The sequence below is a fragment of the Variovorax paradoxus genome (genome assembly GCF_009498455.1).
Taxonomy (GTDB): domain Bacteria; phylum Pseudomonadota; class Gammaproteobacteria; order Burkholderiales; family Burkholderiaceae_C; genus Variovorax; species Variovorax paradoxus_H.
Window position 1 is genome coordinate 4,499,325 of sequence record NZ_CP045644.1, and the last position, 14,878, is coordinate 4,514,202.

18 protein-coding genes are annotated in these 14,878 nt (G+C 63.5%); 9 read left to right on the forward strand and 9 right to left on the reverse strand.

Annotated elements, in window-relative coordinates; genetic code table 11:
* Nucleotides 1-13 precede the first annotated feature (13 nt).
* Nucleotides 14-289, reverse strand: a complete 276-nt coding sequence (locus GFK26_RS20695) for a hypothetical protein (protein WP_153283630.1) — start codon at nt 287-289, stop codon at nt 14-16.
* A gap of 91 nt (nt 290-380) precedes the next feature.
* Nucleotides 381-1,403 (reverse strand): helix-turn-helix transcriptional regulator, encoded by a 1,023-nt coding sequence (locus GFK26_RS20700; protein WP_228121721.1) that lies wholly within the window; start codon nt 1,401-1,403, stop codon nt 381-383.
* Between the two features lie 503 nt (nt 1,404-1,906).
* On the opposite strand from GFK26_RS20700, the gene GFK26_RS20705 reads away from it, so the two are divergent.
* Together GFK26_RS20705 and GFK26_RS20710 are read left to right on the forward strand one after the other, a co-directional pair.
* Nucleotides 1,907-2,398, forward strand: a complete 492-nt coding sequence (locus tag GFK26_RS20705; protein ID WP_153283631.1) for a helix-turn-helix transcriptional regulator — start codon at nt 1,907-1,909, stop codon at nt 2,396-2,398.
* On the forward strand, nt 2,395-3,051 hold the full coding sequence (locus GFK26_RS20710) for a nucleotidyl transferase AbiEii/AbiGii toxin family protein (protein WP_153283632.1): 657 nt from the start codon (nt 2,395-2,397) through the stop codon (nt 3,049-3,051). The genes GFK26_RS20705 and GFK26_RS20710 overlap by 4 nt, the downstream gene beginning before the upstream one ends.
* Nucleotides 3,052-3,176: 125 nt before the next feature.
* Here GFK26_RS20710 and GFK26_RS20715 read toward each other — a convergent pair whose 3' ends face one another.
* The 4 genes from GFK26_RS20715 to GFK26_RS20730 all read right to left on the reverse strand — a co-directional run bounded on the left by GFK26_RS20715 (nt 3,177) and on the right by GFK26_RS20730 (nt 7,408).
* On the reverse strand, nt 3,177-4,076 hold the full coding sequence (locus GFK26_RS20715) for a hypothetical protein (protein WP_153283633.1): 900 nt from the start codon (nt 4,074-4,076) through the stop codon (nt 3,177-3,179).
* 123 nt (nt 4,077-4,199) lie between these two features.
* Entirely contained in the window at nt 4,200-5,483 is a 1,284-nt protein-coding gene (locus tag GFK26_RS20720) for a hypothetical protein (protein WP_153283634.1), read from the reverse strand.
* Nucleotides 5,484-5,703: 220 nt separating this feature from the next.
* Nucleotides 5,704-6,513, reverse strand: coding sequence for an endonuclease NucS domain-containing protein (locus GFK26_RS20725; protein WP_153283635.1), 810 nt, complete (start codon nt 6,511-6,513; stop codon nt 5,704-5,706).
* A gap of 175 nt (nt 6,514-6,688) precedes the next feature.
* Entirely contained in the window at nt 6,689-7,408 is a 720-nt protein-coding gene (locus tag GFK26_RS20730) for a hypothetical protein (protein WP_153283636.1), read from the reverse strand.
* A gap of 376 nt (nt 7,409-7,784) precedes the next feature.
* Between GFK26_RS20730 and GFK26_RS20735 the strand changes: the two genes are divergently transcribed.
* From GFK26_RS20735 to GFK26_RS20745, 3 genes are all read left to right on the forward strand, one after another.
* Nucleotides 7,785-8,315: a JAB domain-containing protein gene (locus GFK26_RS20735; RefSeq protein ID WP_153283637.1), complete on the forward strand. Its 531-nt coding sequence runs from the start codon at nt 7,785-7,787 to the stop codon at nt 8,313-8,315.
* Nucleotides 8,316-8,744: 429 nt separating this feature from the next.
* Nucleotides 8,745-10,781 (forward strand): ParB/RepB/Spo0J family partition protein, encoded by a 2,037-nt coding sequence (locus tag GFK26_RS20740; protein ID WP_153283638.1) that lies wholly within the window; start codon nt 8,745-8,747, stop codon nt 10,779-10,781.
* A 292-nt stretch (nt 10,782-11,073) separates the two neighbouring features.
* Nucleotides 11,074-11,535, forward strand: coding sequence for a thioesterase family protein (locus GFK26_RS20745; RefSeq protein WP_153283639.1), 462 nt, complete (start codon nt 11,074-11,076; stop codon nt 11,533-11,535).
* A 133-nt stretch (nt 11,536-11,668) separates the two neighbouring features.
* Here the strand turns inward: GFK26_RS20745 and GFK26_RS20750 are convergent, their stop codons facing one another.
* Nucleotides 11,669-11,845 (reverse strand): hypothetical protein, encoded by a 177-nt coding sequence (locus GFK26_RS20750; RefSeq protein ID WP_153283640.1) that lies wholly within the window; start codon nt 11,843-11,845, stop codon nt 11,669-11,671.
* 186 nt (nt 11,846-12,031) lie between these two features.
* Here GFK26_RS20750 and GFK26_RS20755 point away from each other — a divergent pair, with 186 nt between their 5' ends.
* Both GFK26_RS20755 and GFK26_RS20760 read left to right on the forward strand, forming a co-directional pair.
* On the forward strand, nt 12,032-12,340 hold the full coding sequence (locus GFK26_RS20755; protein WP_153283641.1) for a DUF736 domain-containing protein: 309 nt from the start codon (nt 12,032-12,034) through the stop codon (nt 12,338-12,340).
* Nucleotides 12,341-12,964: 624 nt separating this feature from the next.
* Complete coding sequence (locus GFK26_RS20760) at nt 12,965-13,312, forward strand: DUF2958 domain-containing protein (RefSeq protein WP_153283642.1); 348 nt, start codon at nt 12,965-12,967, stop codon at nt 13,310-13,312.
* 11 nt (nt 13,313-13,323) lie between these two features.
* Here the strand turns inward: GFK26_RS20760 and GFK26_RS20765 are convergent, their stop codons facing one another.
* Nucleotides 13,324-13,632 carry a helix-turn-helix domain-containing protein gene (locus GFK26_RS20765; RefSeq protein ID WP_153283643.1) on the reverse strand — a complete coding sequence of 103 codons (309 nt, stop codon included), beginning with the start codon at nt 13,630-13,632 and terminating at the stop codon, nt 13,324-13,326.
* Between the two features lie 142 nt (nt 13,633-13,774).
* Here GFK26_RS20765 and GFK26_RS20770 point away from each other — a divergent pair, with 142 nt between their 5' ends.
* Together GFK26_RS20770 and GFK26_RS20775 are read left to right on the forward strand one after the other, a co-directional pair.
* Nucleotides 13,775-14,116: a DUF2958 domain-containing protein gene (locus GFK26_RS20770; RefSeq protein ID WP_153283644.1), complete on the forward strand. Its 342-nt coding sequence runs from the start codon at nt 13,775-13,777 to the stop codon at nt 14,114-14,116.
* On the forward strand, nt 14,085-14,426 hold the full coding sequence (locus GFK26_RS20775; protein ID WP_153283645.1) for a DUF2958 domain-containing protein: 342 nt from the start codon (nt 14,085-14,087) through the stop codon (nt 14,424-14,426). The genes GFK26_RS20770 and GFK26_RS20775 overlap by 32 nt, the downstream gene beginning before the upstream one ends.
* A gap of 30 nt (nt 14,427-14,456) precedes the next feature.
* Here GFK26_RS20775 and GFK26_RS20780 read toward each other — a convergent pair whose 3' ends face one another.
* Complete coding sequence (locus GFK26_RS20780) at nt 14,457-14,747, reverse strand: helix-turn-helix domain-containing protein (RefSeq protein ID WP_153283646.1); 291 nt, start codon at nt 14,745-14,747, stop codon at nt 14,457-14,459.
* Nucleotides 14,748-14,878: the final 131 nt, after the last annotated feature.

Genomic DNA, 14,878 nt, shown 5'->3' on the forward strand with positions numbered 1-14,878 from the left:
GGGGGAGCGCCTTTCAGATGGTCAAGCTGTGGGTCCAGGAGGGCAGGCCCCTCTTGGAGAGGACTTGTACGAAGCTGTGACTGCCGAAAAACTGCAGCCGGCCGGCGGTGACGAAGGCTAGGGCTGCGTGGTCGACCCGCAGGTTTGCTGCCTTGGCGGCGACCGTTAGGCGCGCGAGCAGGTGGGAGTTGTCGGCCGCGGTGCCTGAGGTCGAGCGCGCGTCAAAGACGCAGCTCAGCCAGCCGCCAGACTGCGCTCGCTCTCGGATATGGGCAACATGGATCTGCATCGCGTTCTCCTCGCCCAGCGTTGGCCGAGCCTTGGGAACGCATTCTGAAGGGGGTGGTAGCTCAAGTAGTGAGCCACCTCCTCGAGGGCAGCTAGCGGTAACGGCTTGCGGCGACGCGCAATGCGTCGTAGACGCGCGTGCGCAGTTCGGGAGGCTCCAACACCTCGACGTCGGCGCCGAAGCGAAGCAGGTCCATTACGAGTTCTTCGTCATTGGAGTATGGAATCTCCAGGATATAGCTGCCGTCCGGCAGCCATCGGTCACTCTGGTCGGGATGCCAAGTTTCCAAGGATACCCACTGCGCGCGCTCTGGGGTGAATTTCAGGATTGCGCTGTGGGTTGCCTTGCCCGCGAAGATTCCGTAGCCGCTCTGGAAATGGGCCCGCATGTCCTCGCGACTGACCTTCTTGGCGGGCTCATCGACGACGCTGACTGCTTCGATGGCTTCCAAGGCAAAAGAGCGCAGCTCGTTGCGCAGGTGACACCACGCGTCTAGGACCCAGTTCTCGCGATAGTGCACCAACTGCAGCGGCGAGATGACGCGTTCGGTGTGCTCCTGCTTATCGCGGCGCAAGTAGCGAAGCGACAGACGCTTGCTTTCAAGTAGGGCCGTGGCCATAACTCGAAAGTGTTTCGGTTCGACCTTGCGCGGAGCGAAGTGAATCAGCTTGACTTTGCTCTCGAGCTCGCCGGCCGACTTGCCGCCCGCGGCGAGGATTGACCGAAGCCGGTCTTTCATCGGGCTTAGATGCTCTACCAGGAGGCCCGGCTCGACTCCTTCGACCAAGTGGATCATCGTAAGCAGCGCGAACACCTCGGCCGCGTCGAACCAAAGCCCGGGAAGTTCGAAGCGGCCGCCATCTGGCAGGTCCCGTACGAAGTAGCGGTGCCTCTTGGGGTCCCAGTCGATGGGGCAGCCCATGCGATTTCGCAAGAACTCGATGTCTCGCTTGACGGAGGCTAACGAGACTTCCAACTCGTGTTTCAGATCCTCCATCGTCGCACCGTTGCGACGACGGGCGAGGCGGAGGATTTTCTCGAAGCGATCGAGGCCTACCTTGACCCCGCGCTCTTTCTTTGGCGCCGAGCTGCGTCTTGCGGGCGTCTTCGTCACCGGAGCCAGAGCCGGCGCCTTCTTGAGAGCAACTGACACGGCGTCAGCTTGCGACAACCAACTGCAGCGGGCGGCCTCGCCGCTCGAACAAGCCCATAACTAGCACGCCATGGCCGTCGTGGCCAACTGCGCGCTCTGCTGAGCGGACTGCCCCGCGGGGCGAAGGATGCGTGGCGACGACAGGCAGCAGCCAGTAGCTGGCGAGCGCCAACCCAGGCTCGCCCACCGGGGTAGCAAGGCCATGAGGTCTATGAGATCCTCGGCCGCGCTGGACTTGCGCTGTCTCGCCATCGATTCCCCTCCGAAACCGCCGATCAGCGGATTTGGTAAACATTCTGCAACAAATCTGAAGGGCATTTGCCAGTGAATCGAAGGTAGTTCCCTCATTCAGTGCATTACCAAAATGCGTGTCAGGAGGTGGGGAAGACATGGCCCCTATCCTTGCAAGTGGGGATAGGGGTATTATGTCTAATATTTTAGACAACCTGTAGCTGTGATCTGCCATGAACCTCATCGACATCGGCCATGCTGTACGAGCCCGGCGTGCCGAACTGGGCTTGTCCCAAGCGCAGTTGGCGCACCTGAGCGGCCTGTCTCGGCAAACTCTGGTTGGCTTAGAAAACGGCGCTCTGAGCGACTTGGGCGTCAACCGCGCGGGGCTGGTGATGGCTGTGCTGGGGCTGGACAGCCCCAAGCCGGATACGCTGGCGCGGCGCAAGAAGCGTGGCCTGTGGATGGCGGCCAAGACGGCCAGCGTCAGCTATGCGAGTGAAATGGCTCCGGAGGCGCTCGAGCAAGCCCTGGCGAGCGGCGACGTGCCGCCTCCATTCGCCCCGCACCTGACCCATTTGCTCGACGAAGCGCCTGTGCCGATCATCGTGATGGCAGTGGAGGAGACGGCCTCGCGCGCGCACCTGCCGCCGCGGCAGATCTGGCGCAACGTGGCGAAGTTGGCCGAATCCTTGTCCGTGCACCGGCGGGCGCTGTGGGCATGAAGCCCGAGGCACTGCCCGGCGGTCCCTGGGAGAAGCTGTTCCCGCGGGCACTGGCGCTGATCGACGAGATCAGCCGATACGGTGGGATCGCCGATCCGTTCTGGACCTTCGGCGGTGGGACTGTGCTGATGTTCCGCTACCACCATAGGTTGAGCAAAGACATAGACATCTTCGTGCCCGACCCGCAGTACCTCGGCTTTGTCACGCCTCGGCTGAGCGACACGGCGGCGGACCTGACGCAGGACTACACTGAGCAGCCTGGCGCCTTCGTCAAGCTGCAATTCGAGGAAGGCGAAGTCGACTTCGTGGCCGCTCCCAACCTGCTGGCAGAGGCCTGGGAAACCTGGGACATCGGTGGCCGCTTCGTGAAGGTGGAGACGGCCGCCGAGATCATTGCCAAGAAGATGTACCACCGTGGCGACCGGGCCACGGCGCGCGATCTATTCGACTTTGCGCTCGTGATCGAGCGCGAGCCCCAGCAGCTCCTAGCGGCAACGCCGTTCTTGCTGCGCCACCGAGAGGCATTCCTGTCTCAGATCCGGCAGCCGCATGCCGGATTGCGCGCCGCGTTCGACGCCATCGCCACGCTGGACTACACGCCGGGCTTCGACCATTGCGTGACCGTAGTTGGGGAGTTCCTGGTCAGCATGTAGTTTCGGGGCAATGCGACATCGACCTTCGCGCAGGCCATCGCTGGATTTGAAACGGTAGCACACGACTTTCTGTCGGTTTGTGCTGAATGGGTCTGGTGCTATAGCCGAGCGAGCCTATGCCTTCTTCAAGGGCCCTTTGGGGCTGATTCTTTTACGCCTTCGATCTGGACATGCTGGTGGACGATCTCGAATAGAGGTGTCAACGCATCGAGCAATGCTTTGAGAGTTTCGACCAGTTTGGCGATAGTCACAGCGATCTCGATGCCCCCTTTTGAGAAGTGATGCCTGGCCAGTTCATCTGTGTTCAAGCCGTCCGTGTCGATGCCTAAATGCTTGATAGAGGTGAACAACCCCAGTTCGCGGCTTGAGAATGAGGTGGCATGAATCAGTTCATTCCGGGGGCCTTTATAACTGTCCACGGCATCCGATACTGCAAGCAGCGCGGCGTGCACATGGGGGTGGTCGGCCACAATCTGCTTCCGCACGAACGCATTGCCCCCGATGCCCTCAACTTTCTTCATGGGCATGACGAACGAGGTGCCAACCAGTCGATGGGCGCGGTCTACGAAGCCGATAACGCGCAGCACGAAGCTCTCGTAATGGTACCGATAGATGTCCGGATCGGGCTTCGGCTCCTTCCCGAGATCCATCACGAAGTCCAGAGTTAGGCGCAGGGCTGCCAGCGCATTGTCCAGCTCCGAAACCCTCTCGCAGACTCCCGCGGCGTATATCTCCGCGGCCGACGCAGGAAACGTCTTGTTCTCGGATCCGATCTCAGCTAGTCCCTTCTTCAGGTAGCTCGTGATGAACGGCCTCAGGATGTGAAGGCTAGGATGGTCCGTCAAGTCCCAACGGTGCTCTTTCGGAATCACTACCTGCCTCCTGATCGGATGACGGTGCAGCATGTGCAAGCAGGCGCCGCTGGCATGCCAAGCGCGGCCGATGAGGCCAAGGTGAGCGAAGGGGATGACAAGGCCATGGCGGTTCCTACAGCCGTCAAGCTTGCTCTCGAGGGTCGCGAACATTTCTGCTGCAGCGAAGTGGGCCGCACTGCGGCAGGTATTGGACGACCAGCGGTGAGCCTTCCAAGAGGAACGCATCCTTCAACCCTGAGTGCAGCGCCCCCTCCATCAGCACTCCTTTGAGGGCTAGCGCCAAGCGCCAAGCGAGCGCTCCGCAGCGCCTAGATGCCTCGCGAGCGCGCTTCCATAGGCCTTGAAGGCAAACTCCTGCAGAAGCAGCCCGCGAAGCTTGCGCATGTCCTCTTCCAAAGCGCTCCGCTGGGGCCAATCAGGATGAAGGATCGGTTGCACCGAAGTGTTGTTAATTTCGTAGATAGCCAACATCTCGGCATCGGACAAGTCTTCCTCTGCCGAGGACGTCATGAGGAGTTCGCGCAGCACATCTCGCACGGATTCGAGATGCGTCTTGATCCCGGTCCGTCGGCGACAAAGGCCGATCAGCTTGTTGAGCAACAGCCCGACTTCCCTGTGAAACGTGAGCGGAGGTCTCGCGGGATCGTCGTGCTGCATCCGTGCGCGCGGTGTTGGCTCGGCATTGGGAAGTGGCTGCCCCGACAGAGGACTGTTGAAGCGCGGCGTTGCAGCAGCAGATTCCCCCGTCCAACGATCTGCCGTGCACAGGGGGATCCTGTCAACTGCGGCGACCAAAGGCTTCACGGACACGCCGCTGAAGGCGTGACTGATGAAGTAGATCTGCGATCCACTCTGCCGAAGAGGGTGGTACATGCCTTGCCAAGTGGGTTTGGCGACAACCTGCAGATGGCTGATGGCCCATCTTTCTCGCTCTTGCTCCTCGCGCTCGCCGATGGCCCGCACATACGGCTCATCCACGAATAGGTAGCGTCGTGTCGTGGGATCGAACCAAACGCTGGGATGATCGGAATGCGGGATGCAGTTGCGCGAATTGCCGCTGGGGTAGACGCGGCTGTAACTGGCGGAAGGCCGCAGTCGGGTGGCATCCATGAACTGGAAAACCCGGGCTGCAGCGCATGCGTGTTCACGAGCTTCCATTTGCCCGCTGCAGTAGTGCTTGCCTTCCAGATGGTCGGAGGCCATGGGCTGCAGGTCGTACAGCGAGCGGTTGTGGGCCAACTGTTGAACCGTGATCAGCGACGTCCAGGCAGCCGAGAGTTGCATCGTGAGGGTCTCTCGGCCCCGCTCGCCGGTCTCCTTATCCTTCCAGTAGAACGTAAGAAACAGCGGATACGAGTCCGACCGCGCATCCGCCAACGGTGTTGCGGCGACATGAACTGCCAACGTTCGCTGGGCGTGGGCATAGTTCTGGAAACGGGCAGTCTGGGCCGCGCTGTCGAGGGCCGCCGCGTGAGAGGCGCCGGTCGCGTGCTTGATCTGTCGGGCGAGGCTCTTGATGCCGCCGATCGATGAGGGGACAGGGGAGTTCATGGACATGACAGTTCTCCACGGTCCACATCGAAACGTCACCCGCTACCGTCTCCACATGGACCTTGAGAAAAAGGCATGTCAGGAGTTTGAGGAATCGACGGGCAATACTCTCGGAGCTTCGCTGCTGCGGGCGGCGTGCCTTTGCCAAAGGCGAACCGGCATTATCTCGATTTCTTCAGGGCTTCGCAAACGCACGCGAAACCGCCCCTGCGACAGCAAAAAGCGGTCACGGCAACACAAGCGGGGGGATCTTCGAGACCGTGACGGACAACTGGTACTCAAACAGCTCGATGTCCTTGATGCCGGCGCAGGCCAGGATCAGATCTTCGGTCATGGATCGGCACACGATGACTCCGCGCACCCTCTCTCCAGGCTCGGCAAGTTCCTTGCGGACCCAGTTCACGTAGCGCAGCAACTGGCCGACCACGCGGTCGTAGCCTTTCTCCACCTTCAGTTCCAACACGACGAAACCGCCGGATTTGTCCTTGGCCAGGATGTCAATCCTTCGCCCGCCGCCAGCGGGGTACTCAAAGCCGGTGATGTCTTCGTCCTGAAAAAGCGTGAGACCCGGCTCGATGAGATGCAGGTTGTCGGCCAAGTAACGCTGCAGGTCTTTCTCGAGCGCGAACTGGGACGATCCCGCGAGTGCTGCATCCACCAGGGTGCCGGCGTCTTCTTCCTGCTCTTGGGCCACCGATATGGATCTGCCGTCGGCCGTCGGCACTTGCACCTTGGCCGCCTGGTGAATCGGGGCGGGATCAACCCCTGGGGCATACAGCCGGTATTCCCGCGAGCCGACTCTGAACAGCAGGTCGTCCGTTGTGTTGGTCGCCGGGTGGTGGAGCCTGCTGCGGTCGTTGGTCGAGGCCTGGACCAAGTGAGCAATGATGCTGCCGCCCTTGAGTTTGGGATAGTGCTGCGCGAACCAGTCCACAGCGCGCTGCGCCGGAAAGGTTTCGCCCGGCTGCAATTTCCACGCGGCAAGCATGTCCTTGAGCAACGCTCTGGTCGGTTTGTCGTAGATCGTTCGCGCCATTTGATTTCCCTTTCATTTCCCGGGATCGGTCCCAGTGTCTATTCAGATCTGGCAGATTCGTCGATCCCGTCCAGCCTGGTATGGATATAGCGAACGGACATGTTTGAAGATTGACGGTAACGCCATGCGATGAACGCCGACCAGAACCTCTGAGCGGACTGGCCCGTATAGCGCACTAGAACTTGGGTGTCCTCATCGCCACAGTCTCGACCCCGTCGCGAGATATCGAACGAGCCTTTTGGTGGGTCGCGTCGAAGATTGCGATGTGCGTGGGAGAGCTATCGAGGATGAATCCGATACCCACAATCTCGCTTCCTTTTTTGAGCTGAACACAACTTGAGGTTGCCTTGTCGCAGCCTTTCGCGTAGTCCTCTATTTCGCGCTCCACCGCGGCCTTGCCGGCGGTGGCGCCAAGCACCGCGGGAACCGCAGCGAGCGCTAGCAAAGCGCCAAGAAGGAAAAAGAGCGCACAGACAAAAAGCAACGCAGAGAGCGCACTGCGGATGAACTGTCGAACGCGTTCGCTCTGTCTTTCCAGCCAAGCCGGCTGCTTCCCGGAGCCGGAGCCTAGCGGCGACTGCAACAACGCGAAATAAAGGCTGAGCACCAGGAACATTATCAGCGACCACAGCACATTGGCGCCCATCAGCTTGAGGATCGCAATGCCGCGATCAAATGCCGTGCTGTAACCGGTGATCAACATCCAGTCGGTCGTCTTGGGAAAAAGACCCGCGTCCAGCCCCCAATGGCCGAGATAGGTCTTGTGTGTGGCATCGCCCATAAGGTGAAGGGTCACGCCACCCGACGCGGCAACTGCCGTTAGCAGGCTTAGGCTGGAGATCAATGGTAGACGAGGCTTGGTGTTCGTTTGGTTGTCGCGAGCATCAGATTTCATGGAGTTCCTCTGTTTGAGATGTGTTCAGCCAACAGGCAAGTCAACGCGGTTGGGGTCCATCGGTGAGCACACCAAGTCTGCGAGGCCGTGGGCGTGGCGAAGAATAGACGAGCCCCCGATGGCGTCCCACGCTCGCAGTCCCCGTCGTCGCGAGGTCTGGCTTTCACCGGCACGCTGCGCCTGCCGGGAGGCAGAGGAGGACGGTCGAAGGGCTGGCTTGCTGTCCCTCTGATCGTTGCACGCCGGTCTCGCCGTCAAGGTCTGCACGCAATGGCATTGCGCTTGCGCCCTGTCGGCCGTCTTCGAACCCTGACGGCTGCGCTGCGGCGTGCCGGTTCCGGTTTCGGGCAATCCCGCCCGATTCACGGAGCCGACCATGTCGCACGATCTCTTTTCTTCCCTCGTTTCCTTCGAGTTCTCCGCTTCTGTTCCTCTGCTCGTTCGCGATGTCGCGGGAGAGTACCGTCCGGCCGAGGCCGACGAGGTGCTGCTCGCGGCCCAGCGATTGTTGGCGCGGCGGGTGCGCGGCAGCGCCGCGCTGTCTTCGCCTGCGCTGGTGCGGGACTTCCTGCGTCTGCGGCATGGGGCGCTGGAACACGAGGTGTTCGCCGTCGTGCACCTGGATTCGCAGAACCGGGTGCTGGATTACGTGGAGATGTTCCGCGGGACCGTGGCACAAACTTCGGTGTACCCGCGTGAGGTGGTCAAGGACGCACTGGCGCGCAACAGTGCGGCGCTGCTTCTGGTGCACGGGCATCCCTCGGGATCGACGGAGCCGTCGCCGGCCGACCAGGCGCTCACGCAGACCCTCAAGACCGCACTGTCACTCGTGGACGTACGGGTGCTGGATCACCTGATCGTCGGCGGCCGCGCCATCTACTCGATGGCCGAGCACGGGCTGATGTAGCAAAGGGGGCTTCGGCCCCTTGTGTTATTTCCCGCTCGCATGCGCGCTGCGCGCGTGCATCTGGCCGGCGGCCGGTGCCGACCGATTCCTTCGATCTCATCTCTCCGGTGGCGGCATCCGCCACCTGCGCGCCGCCGTCTGCGGCTTGCCTGGCCTCTGCGGGCGCTCCTCCCGTCAAGGGCCGCTGCGGCGCCCGTGTCCTCGGCTTCGCCTGCGGGCCGCGCCAGCGCCTTCGCTGTTCTCCCTTGACGGCGCACCCGCGCCGGCCCCAGCCGGCCTGTATGGCCGCGAAAGGGCTTCGCGGCCCCTGCGGAGCCCAACACCCAAGGAGAGCGCCTATGCACAGACCCACGCCCTGAATCCAGTTCCGGTTTTCTTTTCTTTCCAGTTTTGTTTTCCAACGTCCCGACATGGGACAGGAGTTCGATCATGAATACTGTTGATACGCCAGACGATTCCACCCTTGAAGCGGCCGTGCCTGCGCAGAACATGGTTCTGGTGCCGCTTTCGCGGCTGCGCGCGCGGCCGTCCAAGCGCAACGTGCGCCGGAAGGCGCGCACGTCGATTGCTGTATTGGCCGCAAGCATCCGGCGTGTGGGCCTCCTGCAGAACCTCACCGTGGTTCCTTTCGGCGATGACGGGGACTTCGAGGTCGCCGCCGGTGGGCGGCGCCTCGCGGCCTTGAAGCAGCTCGCGAAGAAGCGGCGCATCCCGGAGGATTGGCCGGTGCCTTGCCTTTTGGTGGCCGACGCGCTGGCGCGCACGGCGAGCCTCGCCGAGAACGTGCAGAGGGAGGCCATGGGGCCTGTCGAGGAACTGCTCGCATGGAAGTCCCTTGTGGCCGAAGGCCGGTCGGTCGAGGCCATCGCGGCGGACTTCGGCGTGACGCCGCTGGTGGTCAAGCGTCGGCTCAGGCTCGCGAACGTCTCGCCGCGCCTGCTGGCGGATTACGAGGCCGGCGCCGCGACGCTCGAGCAGTTGATGGCGCTCGCCATCACCGACGACCACGCGGCGCAGGAGGCTGCGTTCTACGACAGCCCCGCGTGGCAGCGCAGTCCCGAGGCGCTGCGCGAGCACCTGACCCATGACGAGATCGACGCCAGCCGCGATGCGCTGGCGCGCTTCGTCGGGCTCGAGGCCTACGAGGCCGCAGGGGGCGGTGTGCGCCGCGACCTGTTCTCGGACGAACGGCTTGGCGGTTATCTCACCGATGCGGGATTGCTGGACACGCTCGCGCGCCGCAAGCTCGCCGCTGTTGCCGAACAGGTCCAGCTGGAAGGCTGGGGGTGGGTGGAGGTCGCACCGCGCGCCACGGCGGCCGAACTCCATGTGTTCCAGCGGGTGCGGCGCACGCGCCGCGACCCGAACAGGACCGAGGCCAAGCGCATTGCCAAGCTCGAAGCGAAGCAGAGCGCGTTGCAGGACCGGCTCGACGACGAGGATGCGTGCCTGAGCGAGGACGGCGAGCGTGCGCTGCAGGCGGAGCTGGACCGGCTGGGCGACGAGCTGGAAGCCATTGAGCAGACCCTGGTGGTCTACCCGCCCGGCGCGGTGGCAATGGCCGGCGCGGTGGTGTCCGTGGACCGCATGGGCGGCGTGGTGGTGCACCGTGGGCTGCTGCGCGAGGAGGAGGCCAAGGCGCTGCGGGCGCAGGAGCGGCAGGAAGCCGGTGCGGCAGGCGGGGAGCGCAACGGCCACGATGGTGATGAGGCTGACGAGTCGGCCAAGCCCGGCATCTCGGAGAAGCTGGCAAGGCGGTTGAGCGCCCACCGCACGGCCGCCTTGCAGGCCGAGGTCGCCCGACATCCGCAGGTGGCGCTGGTGGCGGTGGTGCATCGGCTCGCGCTGCGCGTGGTCTTGGGCCGCTACGGTTCGGGCGGGTCGCCCGTCGACATCATTGCCACGCCGCAGGATGGGCTCGCGCTGCATGCACCCGATATCGGGGACTCGCCTGCGGCGACGGGCATGTGCAAGGTCCGCGAGGCATGGGTGGCGCGCCTGCCGAAAGAACCGAAGGTCCTCTTTGCCGAGCTGCTGGCCTTGCCGCAGAGCGAACTGCTGTCGCTGCTGGCGGTGTGCGTGGCGTCCACGGTTAGCGTGCTGGCGTCCCGCGAGGACGAGGCGCCTGCGGCCGAACTGGCCGAGGCCGTGTGCCTCGACATGCACGACTGCTGGACGCCGACCGCAGAAGGCTATTTCTCGCACGTCTCCAAGGCCAAGGCGCTGGAGGCGGTGCTGGCCTTTGCGCCCGATCACGTGACCCGGCTGTCCAGGCTCAGGAAGGCCGAGATGGCAAGCGAGGCCGAGAGGCTCGCGGCCGGGACCGGATGGTTGCCGGTGATGTTCAGGGGCGCGGCGGAACTGGGTGCCGGATCGCCGACATCGTCGGGGATCGAGGCGGTGCCGGAAGCGGATGAAGCGGCTGCCGAACCCGAAGACCGCGAGGAACTGGCGACAGTCGCCTAGGCGTGAGGCCCCGGCCGCACGGTGGGGCCTTGGATGTGCAACCACAAAAAAACGCGCGCGGCAAGTGTGCCGCGCGCGTTTTCGTTTTCGACGAGGGCAGGGCGAGGGAAGGGCCCTGGGGGCGTTGAGGCCCCAAGACATAGGCATCCGCCTCCGCTGCGGTACGCCCTGGGGCGCCCCATCAGGTTGGCTCCGCCGGCGCATCGCGTGAGCATCGCGAAAGCTCCGGTCCAGAGGCGTACGCATCGCTCTCGGATTCGGAGAGCTCGACGATTTCACCCCTCACATCCCCATGAATCAACAAGGCGTCAGCGAAATCTGTTTTGAAGAAACCTATGCGGTGTCGCATGACCAGACGGCACGGTCTTTGTTCGCGAGGCTGCCGCATGGCCGCGAATACGCGCAGACGCTGATCGAATGTCTGGCGACCGGGTACCTGGTCGCGGTTGTCGAGTCCATCTGCGTCCGCAAAATGCAGATGCATGTCGATCCGATGGTGGAGGTGGTTGTGGGCCGCACTGTGCATATCGAGCATCTCGGCCCCATTCCACCGACGACAAGGCTGCGACTGCGGGGATGGGTCGAGGGTCTCGGCGAGCGCAGTGCGACATTCCGAGTCCAGGCATATGACGACCACGAACTCGTGTTCGATGGAACTATGACGCTGGTGGCGGCCCCTCGGGCCAGCATCGAGTCGCGCATTGCCACGAAGATCGATGCGCTCGAGGCGGCCCGTGGCGGGCAGCGGACCTGACGGTCGAGAACGGCGGCTCATTCAGCTTCACGGATCCGTCCGATCGCCGGAGGGCTGACTTGCTTCCATGCCGTCGATGCCGATCACGTTTGCTGCCTCGACGCTGTGGGGCTTTCCGGTGGCGCTTTCCTGGTCAGCAGGCATGGACCTGGACCGCGTCCGGCCTATGCCAGAAGCCATTGCTGCGGACCAGTGCCTGGGCCATGCATCCTTTCGGGATCAGGTTCACGCCCACGGCCTTGTATGTGTCGTGAATCCTGGCGCGGGCACGGCGGCGCTTCTCTTCGTTGCGCTTCGCCTCGGGCTTCATCGCCGCAACCGTGCGGCCCGACAAATTTCCCCGACCTGCGGTCTTCCTCGCGAGGCAAATTTCTCGGGCCTTCCGGTCCTCCACTCGCGTTGCGGCCTTCGGTGCGACGCGCCCAGACCCGCACCGTCCGGATCACGCCAAGGCCGCGATGGGCGCGGACCTGGTCAACTTCGAAAGGACTTCATCATGGCCAACATCGGCACCTTCACCGCACAGAACAACGGCTTCGCCGGCACGGTTCGCACCCTGACGCTCAACGTCAAGGTCAAGATCGCGCCCAGCGACAAGGAAAGCGAAAACAGCCCGGACTACCGCATCGTGGCGGGTACCGGCTACGAGATCGGCGCGGCATGGAAGAAGGTCAGCAAGGCGGACCGGCCCTACCTGTCGGTGACGCTGGACGACCCGTCGTTCCCGGCGACCATTTATGCCCGCCTGGTCGAAGGCGACGACGGCGCGCACAACCTGATCTGGTCGCGCAGCAAGGGCGACTGATCGTCGCCCGCCGCCCCGCCTGCAGGCGGGGCGCGTCACCTCTGAGTTGCACCAACGGCCCGCGCTTGTCGCGGGCCGTTTCACTGCTGCGAGCCCGTACCGAATCGCGGAAGTACGGATTGGCGTCAGTCCGTACTTCCTGATTTCCTGATCTGTGGATCGTCGCCATTCCGACTTTGCGGTTCTACGGATGCACAGGCAGCAGTGGATGTGCGGAAGCGGTTCTCCGGATCCGTGGGTTTGTGCAGAGACGCGTCGCGGGTTTTACGAATCGACGTGCATACGGTTCGGCGGCGAAGACATTCGTGCGTCTCCCGGCGGTGCCGGGCCGCGCTGTCGTGCTACGCATCGAGCCGCCGACGGCGTCTCGCCCCTTCGGGTCTCCATCCCTGACGCCTGCGGCCTTCACTGCGCTCCCGGCCTGCGCGCTTCGCTTGCCGTGAGGCAGGGGAGGGCTGGCTTGCTGTTCCCTTCATCGTTGCACGGCGTTCTCCCCGTCAAGGTCTGCGCGCACGTCGTGCGCTTGCGGCCGGCGGCCGTCTCTCGAACCCTGACGGCTGCGCTGCGCCGTGCGGCTTCCGGTCTCGGGCAATTCCGCCCGGAATCCTTCCAAGGAGAAAGACCATGACGACGCTCATCACCGATGAACAACGCGCGCTGCTGCTGGCCAACAGCCGGGAATCGATCGAGAACGCTCACTTCGACCCGCGGCCGGTGGTCAAGCTATTCACGCCCAACGCGGGTGCGACGTGGTTGCTGACCGAAATTGATCCGGACGACCAAGACCGTGCCTTTGGACTGTGCGACCTGGGCCAAGGCTTTCCCGAGCTGGGCTATGTGAGCTTGGCGGAGCTGGAGGGCTTGCGCGGGAAATGGGGCCTGCCGATCGAGCGCGATCTGCACTTCGTTGCCGACAAGCGGCTGAGCGGCTATGCGCGTGAAGCGCGGCTGGCGGGGCGCATCGTGGCGTAGCGCCGCAGGCATCAGCCTTTTACCTGAGGCTGGTGCCATTCCTTAGGCAACCTGGCTTCTGTCTCGAGCATCAGCTCGCCGGCGCTGCGCCCCAGCGCCCGGGCGATCTTGAGCACCAGGACCAGCGTGGGCATGTGCTCGCCGCGCTCGATCTTGCCCATGTGAGAGCGCTCGATGCCGGCGAGGTGCGCCAGCATTTCCTGGGCGATGCCGTCCTCGGTTCTCAGTGCGCGCACCACAGCGCCGAACGCCAGCGCCGGCGCGACCTCGAAGGTCGTCGCGCCGGTAGGGCGTCCTCGCTGAATGGCTCGCTTCTGCATGGACAGAAGCGTCTCGTTTCAGCACAATTTAAACCACGTTATCTTTAACTCATATCGTTGTTTTCGAGATCTGCCCGCGCGCAGAAATCCTTCTGCACCTGTCCTTGTGGCGCTAGCACCCCGTCATCTTTTTGAGGGCCAAATGACTCTTCTCACCGAGCAGCAGCGCGCCGAGATGCTGGCCAACGGTACGGCGCGCGCCCGTGGCCAAGCCATCGATCCCTATCCCGTCGTCAAGCTGTACACGCTGGATGGCCCAGCCTGCTGGTTGCTCGCCGAACTCGATGCCGACGGTGATCGCGCCTATGGGCTGACCGATGCCGGTACCGGCTTTCCTGAACTCGGGCAGGTGAGCCTGTCCGCGCTAGAGCGTGTGCGCGGTCCCCAGGGCCTGCGCATCGTCGCCGATCCGCATTTCAGGGCGCGGCAGCCGCTGTCCGGCTACGCGGCCGATGCGCAGCGCGACGGATCGATCAACGACTGAAACTCATGGCGGGTGGGAGTACCGGATTGTTGCCGCCCGCGCGACGGCGCTGGTGGTCAAGCTGTTCACGCCCAACGCGGGCGCGACCTGGTTGCTGTGTGAGATCGATCGCGAGGATGATGACCGCGCGTTCGGCCTCTGCGACCTCGGGCAAGGCTTTCCCGAGTTGGGCTACGTGAGCCTGACGGAACTGGAGGGCTTCGGCGAGAAGCGGGGCCTGCCGATTGAGCGCGATCTCCATTTCATCGCCGACAAGCCGCTGAGCGGCTACGCGCGCGAAGCGCGGCTGGCCGGGCGGATCGTGGCGTAGCGCCAAAGGCGCGGCCAATCGGCCGCGCTTTCATTCTGCTTGCGGGCCTTGGATTTCTGCCAGCTCGCGCCGTACACGCTCGAAGAGCTTGTCTCTGGCCTTGTCGTTGCCGGCATAGGCGAGCGTCAGCAGCGTGAGTGGATGCACGTCCATGACCTCGCACAGGTCGCTCACCTTGCTGAGGGTCGGACTCTTCAGGCCGCGTTCGAGCGAACTCAGGTACGTGCGACTCGACACATCGGAAAACGCTTCCTGACTCAGGCCACGGGCTTTCCGGACAGCCTTGAGAGCCGTAGGGAAAGAGTGGGTGGCGGAGGTCATTCGGTCGTTCGTCGGGGAACGGTGATGACACCCTATCGACCTCTATAGGGCTACAATCTATAGTGTTCAAAGTGCATTCTCTTCAAGGCGTTGTCGAGTGCGATTCGACAGCGAGGCATCGCGCAAAGCTT